The sequence below is a fragment of the Deltaproteobacteria bacterium genome, assembly GCA_016709225.1.
GTDB classification, from domain to species: Bacteria; Myxococcota_A; Polyangia; order Nannocystales; family Nannocystaceae; genus Xiheibacterium; species Xiheibacterium phototrophicum.
On sequence record JADJEE010000001.1, the window covers coordinates 683856 to 696539 of the forward strand.

Below are 12684 nucleotides of genomic sequence, written 5' to 3' on the forward strand. Positions count from 1 at the left end.
CGTGCGCGCGTCGATCGTCGGCCGCTTTGCGGCCTCTTTGGGCTTGCGCGGGCGCGCAGACCGGCAAATCATCGTCCCGCAGTGCGCACCTTCGATTCGTCCCGCGTCCCCGTGATGACCACGCTCCTCGTCGGCGGGCTGCTGCTCGCCGCGCCGGCCTGCGCGCCCCGGCATCCCTACGTGTGGGTCAACGACATGCCGCATACCGAGGTCCCGATCGGCAGCGTGCCGCTGCGACCGGGCGACACCATCTCGGTGACGGTCTCGCGGATGGAGGAGCTGCGGGCGGCGGCCCCGTTCGAGGTCGGTGCCGACGGCTCGATCGTGTTGCCGCTGGTGGGGCCGTTCGAGGTCCAGGGCCTCACGCCCGAGGCCGCCGCGCGCAAGCTCAACGCGCGCCTGAACGGCATCGTGGTGAACCCCGACGCGCGGGTCTCGGTGGTCACGCCGCGCCTGCCCGAGATCACGGTGCTGGGCGAGGTCGGTGCGCCCGGTCGCTTCCCGGTCGCCCACGGCGACGGCGTGCTGGCGGCGCTGGCCCTCGCCGGCGGCCTCACCGAGTTCGCCGATCCGCAGAGCATCTACGTCGTGCGCAAGTATCCCAAGGCCGAGCGCATCCGCTTCCGCTACACCGATCTCACCGGCGGCGTGCCCCGCAGCGCGCAGTTCGAGCTGCGCGACGGCGACGTGATCGTGGTCGAGTAGGGCGGCCCGGGGTTCATGATCCAGGTCTCGACCTTGCTCGCGAGCGTGCTCGCGATCGATCCGCAGGCGAGTCGCGTCGATCTCTCCGGCGGCGTCGTTGCGGAGGTGCGCGGCGGCTACGCCCCGGTCGCGCCCAATCAACCGTCGCAGTTCTCGTTCCTCACCCTGGTCACGCCCAACGTCGACCTACGCTACCGGCATCGTCGTGGCGGCACGCTCACCTTCGGCTACGCGCCGCGCATGCTGCTGCGACTGCCCAACATCCTGTCGCTGAAGCGGCCGCTGTTCCTCCATCAGCTGCAGCTGTCGCACTCGGTCGCGCTCGATCGTCGCTGGAACATGACGACCTCGGCGGCCGCGAGCGTCGGCGAGCTCGACTACACCGCGCTCGGCATCGCCTTCAACGGCCAGCAGACCGCGGCGCCACAGGCCGACGTCATCCAGTTCGCGATCGGCGATCTCGGGCTCAACTTCACCGGGCGGCTCGACGCCCGCCGCAGCCTCGCGATCGTGCCGTCGGCCGGCCTGCGCGTGCCGTTCAACCAGAGCCCGGCGCCCGGGCAGACCTCGTTCCCGGCGCAGTACGCCGGCAACCTCGGGCTCGCCTACTCCGAGGCCGTGGCGCCGCTCGACGACGTCTACGTGCAGAGCTACCAGGGCGTGGTCGACTTCCGGCCGGGCGGCCTGTTCGTCAACAGCGACACCCGCGTGGGATGGACCCGTCAGGTGCGTCGCCGGCTCGAGACCCGACTCGACGGCGGCGTCTTCAACGCCCAGGTGCTGGCGCAGCAGGACGCGCCCAATCGCCTGCGCGGACGCGTGCTGCCGGTGGGCAGCTTCCGGCTCGGCGGTCGCCTGCGCGCCCGCGCGCGCTACACCATGGACGGCGCCTTCGCGACCGGGCTGTCGGGCTTCTTCGACGTGCTGGGCGGCAACGTCTCCCCGCGCGCAACCGGCTCGGTACAGCTGACCGTCGCGATGCCGCCGCGTTGGACCTTCGGCGTGGTGTCGGCGATCTACACCGCTGCGACGCTGCGCCCGCTGCCGACGGCCTCCAACGGGGTGCCGCAGACCGAGAGCTCGTTCCTCAACCAGGTGCCGATCGGCTACCGCATCGACGACACCAAGAGCGTCGAGTTCGGCTTCATCGCCAACATCCGCACGCCCCACCTCGCGTCGAGCAGCTTCACGGGCACGCAGCTCGAGGCGTGGCTGTACGTCGCCTTCCGCATCGCCGGCGGCACCGCCCGTGGCGGCCGCGAGGTCACGCGCCGCGGCGTCGGCTCCGGCCAGGGTGCCAACGTCGGCAACGGCGGCGTACCCGTGCGATAGCCGAGCCAGCGCACCAACCCGCCGCGCGCGTCCAAACCCCTGCGCCGCGTCGATGCCCGGTCGCCGCGCGACCCTACGTGCGCGCGGCCAGTCGCGCCGCCACCAGGCGACGCAGGTCCCGCAGCATTCCGAGGAAGATGCCGAAGATGAATCCCGCGATGAGTCCGGCGCCCACGCGGATCGCCAGGGTGCGGATCCACGGCGTGAGCTTCACGTTCGGTGGCACGATCACGTCGAAGCGGCCAGTCACGCTGGCGCGCTCCATGTCGAGCTGCGTACGGCTGGCGCTCAGCTTCTCGAAGAGCGCGTCGTGGACCTTCTTGCTGGCCTCGTAGGAGCGCACGAGCTCGGCGTACTCGGCCTGCAGCTCCGGCATCTGCTCGGCGATCTCTTGCGAGCGCTCGATGTCGTTGGTGAGCCGGTTGAGCTCGGCGACCGCGATCGCGTGGGCGGCCTCGGCGGCATCGGCCTGCAGCCGCGCGTCCTTGTAGAGGGGGTTCTTGGCGCGGACGATGTCGGTGCCGGTGCCGTTCTGCATGACGTCGTCGCGCAGGTCCTCGAGCTGCTTGAGCTGGGACTTGAGCGCGACGACCTCGGGATGCTGGTTGCCCTTACCGGCGGCCTTGGCCTCGGCGAGCTGTCGCTTCACGTCGGCGATCGTGTTCTCGTAGGGGCGCGCCATCTCGAGCCGGCTCTCGATGATCGGCGACTCGCTCTTGAGCCGCTGCTTCGACAGCCGCAGCTCGGCCGAGGTGCGGGCGACCTCGGAGGCCGCACGCCCACGCTCGGTGCCGAGCGCGATCAGGTTCGAGGCCAGCTCCTGCGCCTGCTCGGGCAAGCCCTGGGTGTGCTCCTTGCGGAACGACAGCACCGCCTGCTCGGTGGCGGTGATCGACTCCTCGGTCTCGCGCAGACGCTGCTCGAGGGTCTCGACCTCGAGCACCAGCGCCTTCAGGGTCTTGTCGACCTCTTGCTTGAGGTAGAGCCGCAGATGCACCTCGAGGAACGCGATGGCCTCCTCCGCGGTCGCGGCATCGAAGGCGCCCGAGTACGAGAACTCGCCGGTGCGCTGGAACTCGAGCCGCTTCTGGATCGCGCGCACGCGGTCCTCCGGCACGTCCTCTTCGCCCAGCTCCTGCAGGGTCTCGAGGATGAGCAGCGGTCGCACGAAGTTCTGCTGCGCCGAGCGGAAGAACTCGAAGTTCATGCGGCGGCCGGCCTCGAGCGGGTTGTCGGTGGCCTTGGGCACCAGGCTCAGCTCGAACTCGGCCTTGGCCGCGGGCTTCTTCAGCTTGTAGAACGCAAAGCCGCCGGCGGCCCCGAGGAACGCGCAGATGAGGATCGACAGCCAGTAGCGGCTGAAGAACGCGATGATCTTGAGCAGCTGGCCCAGCAGGTCCTGCTCGGGCTCGGGGCCGACCCGCGGCATCGGCACCTCGAACACGCGCGCGCCCGGGGGCGGCGCGGCGACGAGGCCGGTGTTGGGGTTGCGTCGCGCCAGGTGCGTGCTGGTGGCGCCCGGGGCCTGCTGCGGCGGGTAGGGGATCGGCGCGAGCGCGCCGCCGCCGGTCGAGGGCGGCCGCGAGCGGGCGGTGCCGATCGCCATGGTGTGCTCGCTGGAGGTCGGCTGCGAGCCGGCCATGTACGAGAACACGGTCTCGCCGGTGCGCACGGTGTCGCCGGGGAAGAGCTCGGCCTCGGTGATGCGCTGGTTGTTGACGAAGGTGCCGTTGGTCGAGCCGAGATCGTAGATGCGATGGTGATCGCCCCACCGCACCAGCTTCGCGTGCTGTTGCGACATCGCGCGCTCGTTGATGCGGATGTCGGCGTACTTCGATCGACCGATCACCATCTCGGGGCGCTGCAGCTGATGCAGCCGACCCGGCTCGCCGCCGGAGAGCACCACGAGGAAGGCCTGCGCGGCGACGGGGTCGGGGCTCGAACCCACCACCTCGAGCATCTTGTCGAGGCCGGGCTCACCCGGGCCCATCGTGCGGCCCGTGATGATCGCGCCGGGAACGACCGTGCGTCCTGTGCGGGTCTGATCCATCGTCCGCGCTATCCTACTGTGAGCCGATCGCCGACGCCATTGCGGTGCGGCGGATCCGAGACCGGCGCGCGCGCAGTCGGCGACGGCACCTGGAGCCCAGGGCCGCGCCGGAGGGCACTTTCGAGCCTGATCTCGGGTGTCGCCGGGTCGCAACCGGGCGTCTTCCGCGTCGTCGTCAAACCTGCCACGATCCGCCGCGCCGCCGCGGGTCGTTGGGGGCCATGTTCGGCCCCACGTACGCGGCGCCCCGACAAAGAGTTCGAATCCAGCCGTGTGGCGCAAGCGCTCTGCATTCCTCCGCCAGACCGTGATCGCGTTCGACGTGATCGTGAGCGCGGCCGCGTTCTTCGCCACCTTGTTCGTGCGCGACTGGCTCGCGCGCGCCGAGGACCGCACGGGCCCGATCGCGACGCTGCTCAAGTCGATCGGTGGGGTCCCGCCCGGCATCAATCCCGCCGACTACCAGTGGCTGCTGATCGGGTTGGCGCCGATCTGGGCGGTGTCGTTCCACTACGCCAGCAGCGGTGACCTGCGGCTCATCTACCGCCGCGCCGCCTACCGCTACGCCAAGGCGACCCTGCTGGGGTTGGGGCTGTTCATCCTCGCCACGTTCGTGTTCAAGCTGCTGTTCGTCGCGCGCAGCTTCGTGCTGCTGTTCGGCGCCGTGCAGTTCACCGCGCTGCTGCTCGGGCGCGTGGCGTTGGTCGAGGCCACCAAGATCATCCGCCGTCGCCGCGGCGACGGTCACCGCGTGGTCATCGTCGGCAGCGACGCGACCGCGGTGGCGTTCCTCGAGTCGCTCCGCAAGCACTCGCCGTGGTCGATCAACCTGGTGGGCTTCGTGCAGCTGCCCGGCGAGGCGGTCGACGTGCGGGCGCGGCCCCAGCTGGGCTTCATCGGCAGCCTCGCGGGCGTGCTCGATCGGCAGCCGGTCGACGAGGTCGTGTTCGCGGTGCACGGCAAGCAACCGGAGATCTTCAAGGCGGCGATCACCGCCTGCGACGACCGCGGCGTCGACGTGCTGCTGACGCTGCCGCCGCAGTACCCCTCGAGCGGCACCGTCGAGGTCGCCAACGTGTCGGGTTTCGACTACCCCATGCTGGGCCTGCGGCGGGTCCCGACCGACGAGGCCCGCCTCGCGGTCAAGCGCCTGCTCGACATCGCCGGCAGCCTGTTCGGCCTGCTGCTGGCGTCGCCGATCATGCTCGCCGCTGCGATCGCGGTGCGCATCGAGTCCGAGGGGCCGCTGTTGTTCCGGCAGATCCGCGCCGGTCGCAACGGCCGCAAGTTCACGATGCTGAAGTTCCGCTCGATGGTGGTCGACGCCGAGAAGCTGCGCGCCAAGCTCGATCACCTCAACGAGATGGACGGCCCGGTCTTCAAGATCCGCCACGACCCGCGCATCACCAAGGTCGGCCGCTTCATCCGGAAGACCAGCCTCGACGAGCTGCCGCAGCTCTTCAACGTGCTGATGGGTGACATGAGCCTGGTCGGGCCGCGGCCGGCGCTGCCGTCCGAGGTCGAGCAGTACCAGCCGTGGCAGCGCCGGCGACTCTCGGTGAAGCCGGGGCTCACGGGCCTGTGGCAGGTGTCGGGCCGCAATCAGGTCGACTTCGAGGAGTGGATGCAGCTCGACCTGCGCTACATCGACACCTGGTCGTTGTGGCTCGACATCAAGATCATCCTCAAGACCGTGCCCACCGTGCTGTTCCACAAGGGCGCGAGCTGAGCCGCGAGGCGGCGGGCACGGGTACAGGGCACGGAGGCGCGAGACCCCTTAAGGGGTCACGCTCCTAGCCGGGCTCGAGGATCTCGGCGGGGTCGGGCGGCGGCGGCACCTCACCACCGTCACCGGCGGGCTTGGGCTTGGCCTTGGGGTCGGGCGGCGGCGGTGGCTTGGGCTTCGCCGGGGGATCGACGGGCGGTGGATCGACCGGCTCGGGCGGCATCGGGCGCGGCTTCTTGGGCTTGGGCGGCTTGGGCGTGGGCTCGGTCGGACGTGCCGTGCCGCCGCTGCTCGGCTTGCGGTCGGCGGGCGGCGCGAGCGGCACGTCGGCGGGCGGCGTCGGATCGGCGGTGGCACCCGCCTTGGCGTCGTCGGCCTTCGCGTCGCCCGCGGTGGTGCCCCCGCTTGGCGCCGTGGCGTCGGGCGCCTTGGCGTCGGGCGCCTTGGCGTCGCCGTCGACCTTCGTCTCCGCGGGCGGATCGGCCTGCTTGGTATCGTCGGTCGCGCCGCCGTCGGCCTGCTTGGCATCGTCGGCGTCGCCGCCGTCGGCCTGCTTGGTGTCGTCGGGCTTCGCGTCGCCGTAGCGACCGTACTCGTCGACGGCGCCGCCGCGGATCCACTCTGGGCGGGCGATCGCGATCGCGATCGCAACCGTGATGAAGGTGACGACCACGCCGATCGCGATCGCCTTGGCATGCGACGGCCGCGGTGCGGGCGGTGGCAACGCGGCGGCCACGTCGCTGTGCAGTAGCGTCGTCTTGGATGCGTTCGACTCGACCGGGGTCTGGCCGTAGTCGTAGGGGAGCGCGCGGGTCTCGGCGGTGAGCTCGGGATCGCCCAGGCCCAGCTCGGGGACCGCGACCGAGATCGCGATGGGCTGGCTGTCCATGCCGAGCGGACGGCTGGAGATGCCCGCGGCCTGACGCCGCAGCTCGAGCTGGCGACCGAAGGTGTCGATGACCCAGCGGCCGACGTCGGACGAAGGCGCCAGGAAGTCCTGCGCGATCGCGATGCGCCGCAGGTCGATCAGCATCTGCTCGGCCGACTGGTAGCGGTTGTTGGGATCGCGCTCGAGCGCCTTCAGACACACGCGGTCGAAGCAGCTGGGCGGACGCAGGCCCACCGTCGACGGCGGCGGGATCGGGCGCTGCAGCACCGCCTGCAGGGTCTGCTCCGGCGAGTCGCCGCTGAAGAGCTGCTCGCCGGTGAGCGCGTTCCACAGCACCACGCCGGCCGAGAAGACGTCGGAGCGATGATCGAGCGCGCGGCCGATGACCTGCTCCGGCGAGACGTACGCCGGCTTGCCGCGCGTGATGCTCGAGCGCTCGTGCAGCGCGTTGGCGGCCTTGGCGATGCCGAAGTCGGTGATGCGGCAGATGCCGTTGGTGCCGACCAGCATGTTCTGCGGCGAGAAGTCGCAGTGCACCAGCACCAGCGGCGCGCCGTCGTCGTCGACCAACGAGTGGGCCGCATGCAGGCCCGTCAGCGCGTCGAGCATCAGCGGGATGATGAGGTGGGCCGGGCGCGTGCGGCGGTGCACCTTGAGCAGCTCGCTGAAGGTGCAGCCCTCGACGTAGTCCATCACGAGGTAGTGCTGGTTGGCGAGCGTGCCGATGTCGACGATGCCGACCACGTTGGGGTGGTGCAGGCGCGATGCGATGCGCGCCTCCTGCAGCAGCATGCGCACGTACTCGTCGTTCTGGCTCAGGTGATCGCGGATGACCTTGAGCGCGAACAGACGTCGGAATCCGCCCTCGCCGGTGATGCGCGCGAGGTACACCGTGCCCATGCCGCCGCGGGCGATTCGCAGCAGGACCTCGTAGCGGCCGACCACCGCCGGCGCCGACGCGCCGGTCAGGCCCGCCGCGCGTGCGGCCTCGACCTGCTGGTCGAGGCGCGCGCCGTCGGCCACGGCACGGCGCTCGCCGATCGTCGGCGTCATGCCGATCGCGGTGGCGACCGCGGCCGCGCGCTGCTCGACGCGTCGCGCACCGCCGGGTCGCGATGGCGTCGACGCGGGCGGGCGCGCGATGGAGCCGGCGGTCATCGTCTGCGACGACGGCAGCTCGGGCGAGACCACGATCTTGTCGGGCGCCGGCGCGCTCGCGGGGACCGGCGCGGGCTCCGGCAGCAGCACCGTGCGCTCGATCGGCCGGAAGTCACCGCGCGCGCTGGTGCCCTGTCCGCTCTCGATCGACGCCGACGACGGCGCGCCTGCGACCGGCGGCACCGCGCCCGATGGCGCACGCATCGTGGGACCCACCTGGTCCATGCCGCCCCACTGCGCCGGCTCGTGCTCGAGCGACAGCGTGCGACCCGGCGGCGCGGCGCTCGGCATCGTCGGCGCTGCACCCCCGACGGGCGACGCCGGCGCGGGCACGGTGCTCGCGGCCGGTACGGCGGCGCTCGGCATCGCGGGCGTGGCTGCTGGCATCGCGGGCGTGGCTGGCATCGCGGGCGTGCCTGGCATCGCGGGCGTGCCTGGCATCGCGGTGCTCGGCATCGTGGGCGAGGCCGGCGACACCGGCGGCGTGAAGATCGGGATCGGCCCCGAGCGCAGCAGCGTGCGATCGTAGGACTCGGGATCCTCGACCACCGCGCCAGGCACCGTGCTCGCTGCGGCCGCCTCGACGGGCGTGACCGCGGGCATGCCGAAGGCGGTGCGTCGGCCGGCCGCGCCGCCCGGCGTGGCGGCGACCGGGGCCGCGGTCATCGGTGCCGCGAGCGGCGGCGTCGCGACCGGGACGGGGGCGATGGGCGGCGTCGCGACCGGCATCGCGCCCACCGGCGGCGTGACGATCGGGGTCGCGGGCGGCGTGACGACCGGGGTCGCGACCACCGGCGGGGTCGCGATCGGGGTCGCGGCGACGGGCGGGGTCGCGACCGTGGGCGGCGCTGCGACGGGCGTCGATGGGCCCGGCGGACTCGCGACCGCTGCGATCACCGTCGCGTCCACGGGCGCACGGGGCGGTGCGACCACGGTCGTGTTCGGCTCGGCGATCGGTGTGAGCATCGTGCCGCGCGGGCCCGTCCGCGGTGGCATCGCGACCGGCGTCACGCGGCTCGACGACGACGGCGGCGGGGTCGAGACGTCGGGCGACGTGACCACCGGGGTCGCGGCGCTCGGCGACGTGACCACCGGGGTCGCGGCGCTCGGCGTCGTGACGCCCGGGGCCGCCGCTGCGTCGCCGGCGATCGGCGACGCACCGCCGCGGGCCCCGAGCATCGGTTCGACCGCAGGTGCCGCGCGGGTGTGGGCCGGGGCACCGACGATCGGCGCGGCACCATCGGTCGACGTGCTCGCGCCCAGCACGACCGACGCCGCGGCCGGCATCCCCGTGGTGGTCGCGCGTGGCGTCGGGGTCACCACCGAGATGGCACCGCTGGCGTCGGCGCCGTCGATGCGGCGGCCCTTGCCACCGCCGGTCGGATGCCAGCTGACGCCCTGCCGCCGCGGTCGTTTGCTGCGGGCATCGGTGTCCTCGATGCCGACGGCGACCGGGACACCGTCCTCGTTCGGCGTCGGCGTGGGCGTGCCCCGAACGTTCGCGATCATCTCTGCGGTCGTCGCCTTGATCACCTGGCGACGTGTGATCGGCTTGAACTCGACCTCGAAGGTGCCGCTGTCGAGGGACAAGAGGCGCGAGACCGCGGCCTCCATGTGGTGCCGACCCATGTCGGCGTCGACCAGCGCGCCCTCACGGAACCAAAGCGTGGCTGCGCCCACCGGCGTTTCAAAGCGGGCGATGCCGGTGTGGTGCCCCTGCAGGATCGTCTGCAGCAGCTCCACCACCGGGACCTCGGCGATCTGGCCGGCGAAGGCAGCGCGTGGCTCGTCGCTCACGGGAGTTCCCTCGCGCACATCGTCACCCGGGCGACCGCGACGCGACCGTGTGAGCGCACGACCCACTATATGGCCCACAACTCCGGCGGGTGTCAAACCCCGGAATGTCGCCCGCAACGCGGTTTTTGCGGGGCTTCTCGGGCTTTGTCGCGGCCGCGGGCAGCGCGGCGTGGGCGCGGCCGGTTGGTCATCGGGTTGGTCATCGGGGTGGTCATCGGGTTGGTCATCGGGTGGGGGTCAGCGGGCGGGCGGGCCCGCGCCGCGGGGCTTGCCGGCGTCGAGGCTGCCCTCGGGCACGAGCAGGTACCAGTGCGTGGGCACCGGCCCGGCCAGGTCGAACACCTGCAGATCCCCCTCGCGTCGCGGTCGCAGTGGCACGCGCGCCGAGAGATCGGCGCCGCTGGTGCCGCTGCCGCCCGACAACGGCACCGCCACCAGCGCGTGGGTCGAGCGCAGCGCGAAGCGACCGCGGGGCGGCTCCGACCGAAACGGGACGCGGCCGGCCTCGCCGTGTTCGGCCTGCCCGACGATCGTCACCAGCAGCTTCGCGCTCTCTTGCAGCGGTGCGTCGTCGAGGGCCGTGAGGGCGAACGCGGCGCTCGGGAGATCGAGCGCGACCCAGCCGTCGCCGAGGGGAATCGTCAGGCCACCGATCCAGCCCGCCGCGGCACGCGAGCGCGGCGTGTCGATGACCAGCGTGCCCTCGGCCCAGTCGCGCGTGATCTCGCCGGTGTCCGAGACCACGCGGTGGCCGTCGCGCGGCAACAGATCGCGATCGAGATCCTTCACGACGGTCGCGCCGCGCGGCAGCTTCGGCTTGGCGTCCCACGACAGCTCCGGCGCATCGGGCAGCGCGAGCACGACCCGCGAGCGCTCGTAGCCGGTGCGCAGTGCCGCCGCGGTCTCGGGCCGCAAAGGCGCGCCGTAGACATCGGCGAGCGCAGGCGTCAGCACGAGGGTCTCGCGCGCCGCCGCGACGTCACCGCGGCGGAACATGATCGAGGCCGCGGGCGCGAGCGCGACCAGGGCCGGGTCGACCCAGGTCGAGAACGGCGCCACCGAGCTGGGCGCGCGCAGGGGATCCTGCACGTGCGCGTACAGAAGCGGCGCGTCCCAGCCCTGCAGCGCCGCGATCGCGGCCACGTACAGCGGCGCGACCTGGCGATCGCGGGCGGGCAGGGGCACGTTCCACTCGCTCATCAGGTGCGGGCGGCCGAGCACCTGCGCCATCGCGGCCATCGCCAGGAAGTTGGGCTCGAAGTGCGGGTTGGTGCCGAGGGAGCCCTCGTCGCCGTAGCTGTGCACGTCGATGGCGTCGCCGGCCTGCAGCGACGGCAGCGACCACAGCGGCTCGTCGCCCCACAGGCTGGTGGTGACGATCGGCGCGCGCACGCCGAGCTTGCGCAGCGCCGCGATCGCGCGGGTGCCCCAGCGGTGCTCGAGCTCCGCCATCGCGAGCTTGGCCGGCCCGGGTGCCCAGGTCTGCAGCGTGGCGTCCAGCGGCAGGTGGTGCCGCTTCGCAAACGGCTCGATGCGGCTGCGCATCAGCGCCTCGTGCACCGGGCGGCCGCTGCCCGGCAGCATGAGCGGCCCGAAGTGGTGCGTGATGTCGTTCTCGTTGGTCAGCAGCACCAGCGCCACCGTGGGGTCGTCCTGCAGCGCGCGCTGGGTGTAGCGGTTGCTGCGCGCGAGGTAGCGCGACGCGAAGTCGGTCATCAGCGATTCGATGCGCGGGTCGACGTAGGAGAAGCCGCGGCCGTCGCCGTCGGGCAGCTCGTCGAAGCCGCCGATGCCGTCGCCACTTCGGAAGCGGCGGCCGACGTGGACGTCGAGCCATACATAGATGCCGGCGTCACCGAGGCACTTGATCCACCAGTCGATGGCGTCGAGCGAGGCCTCGCGCAGGCGCCTCGAGCCGGGCTCGAAGATGTTGGGCTCGACCCACGCGGAGTCGTGGTGGTGCAGCCGCACGAGGTTGTAGCCCAGCGCCGCAAGCCGTCGCGCCTGCCGCTCGATGTCGGGCTTGTCGCCGTCGAACAAGGCGTACGCGGCGACGTTGGTGCCCCAGAAGCGCACCGGCGTGCCGTCCTCGAACTCGAGCGCGTCGCCGTCGGCACGCACGCGACCGTGGCGACCGGCGGGCTCGCGGCCGAGCGTGTCGCCGACGTCGACGGGCGCGCCGTCCCAGCTCACCACGCCGGTGGGCCACGATGCCGACGACGACGCGGCCAGGCGCGCGGCCATCGACGGCTGCACCCGGGTCGATGCCGGCAGCGTCACGTGCAGCGTCGCCTCGCGGGTGCCGGCCGGGAGATCGCCACGCAGCAGGATTGCCCGCACGCGGCCAGGGTTGCCGGGCTCGCGCACGAAGCCGAACGCGTCGCCCTCGAGCCGCAGCTCCATCGCGTCGTCACCGCTGCCGATGCGCAGGCGACGGTCGCCGTCGTCGAGCGCGAAGCTGGGCGCGCGGCCACCCCACAGTCCGGGCGCCAGCGTGACGTCGAGCTCGAGCCCGCCGCCCGACACGTTCTGCAGCGCGCGGCCGAGCTCGAGCTGCCACGTGATCGTGACGTCGCGGGGGTCGTCGAGGGACAGCGTCGCGTGTCCGCGCAGGTCGAGCGGCGTCGACGCGATGCTCGCGCCCGCGACCCCGGCGTCCTCACGGGTCTGCACCTGCGGATCGGCCCAGCGATAGTCGGCGCCGAACAGCACGTAGCGACTGCGCACGACGTCCGCGAAGTGATTGCGCACCCGCAGCCCGCCGCTGGCGGCCGGCTCGACGGTCCAGCCGTCGAACGCGGTCGGCCGGACGATCGCGCTGCCGGGTGTCGGCGCCGGCGCTGCGCCGTCGGAGCCGTCGGTGGCGGGATCGGCCGGCCGTGGCTGCGCGGGCGGTGGCGCGGCGCCGCGCGTGCACGCGAGCGCGAGCGCGAGCGCGAGGCCGATCCACGTGCTGTGACGCTGCGACGAACGCGGGCCCATGCGCGCGTGAGTATGGCATCGATGCGAGGCGTGCGGCATTTGGCT

At 72.4% G+C, this 12684-nt stretch carries 6 protein-coding genes; 3 read left to right on the plus strand and 3 right to left on the minus strand.

Annotated features, from left to right (window positions below; genetic code table 11):
- Window positions 1–114 precede the first annotated feature (114 nt).
- Window positions 115–705 (plus strand): polysaccharide biosynthesis/export family protein, encoded by a 591-nt coding sequence (locus IPH07_02875; protein MBK6916323.1) that lies wholly within the window; start codon window positions 115–117, stop codon window positions 703–705.
- A gap of 15 nt (window positions 706–720) precedes the next feature.
- Window positions 721–2037, plus strand: coding sequence for a hypothetical protein (locus IPH07_02880; protein MBK6916324.1), 1317 nt, complete (start codon window positions 721–723; stop codon window positions 2035–2037).
- 73 nt (window positions 2038–2110) lie between these two features.
- Here the strand turns inward: IPH07_02880 and IPH07_02885 are convergent, their stop codons facing one another.
- The gene (locus tag IPH07_02885; protein MBK6916325.1) at window positions 2111–4087 is read right to left on the minus strand and encodes an FHA domain-containing protein; all 1977 of its coding nucleotides are present in this window, start codon (window positions 4085–4087) and stop codon (window positions 2111–2113) included.
- A gap of 271 nt (window positions 4088–4358) precedes the next feature.
- On the opposite strand from IPH07_02885, the gene IPH07_02890 reads away from it, so the two are divergent.
- A complete protein-coding gene (locus IPH07_02890) occupies window positions 4359–5816 on the plus strand; it encodes a sugar transferase (protein ID MBK6916326.1) in 1458 nt (485 codons plus the stop codon).
- 64 nt (window positions 5817–5880) lie between these two features.
- On the opposite strand, the gene IPH07_02895 is transcribed toward IPH07_02890, so the two are convergent.
- Both IPH07_02895 and IPH07_02900 read right to left on the minus strand, forming a co-directional pair.
- Window positions 5881–9657 carry a protein kinase gene (locus IPH07_02895; protein ID MBK6916327.1) on the minus strand — a complete coding sequence of 1259 codons (3777 nt, stop codon included), beginning with the start codon at window positions 9655–9657 and terminating at the stop codon, window positions 5881–5883.
- A gap of 237 nt (window positions 9658–9894) precedes the next feature.
- Complete coding sequence (locus IPH07_02900) at window positions 9895–12639, minus strand: glycosyl hydrolase family 5 (GenBank protein ID MBK6916328.1); 2745 nt, start codon at window positions 12637–12639, stop codon at window positions 9895–9897.
- Window positions 12640–12684 lie beyond the last annotated feature (45 nt).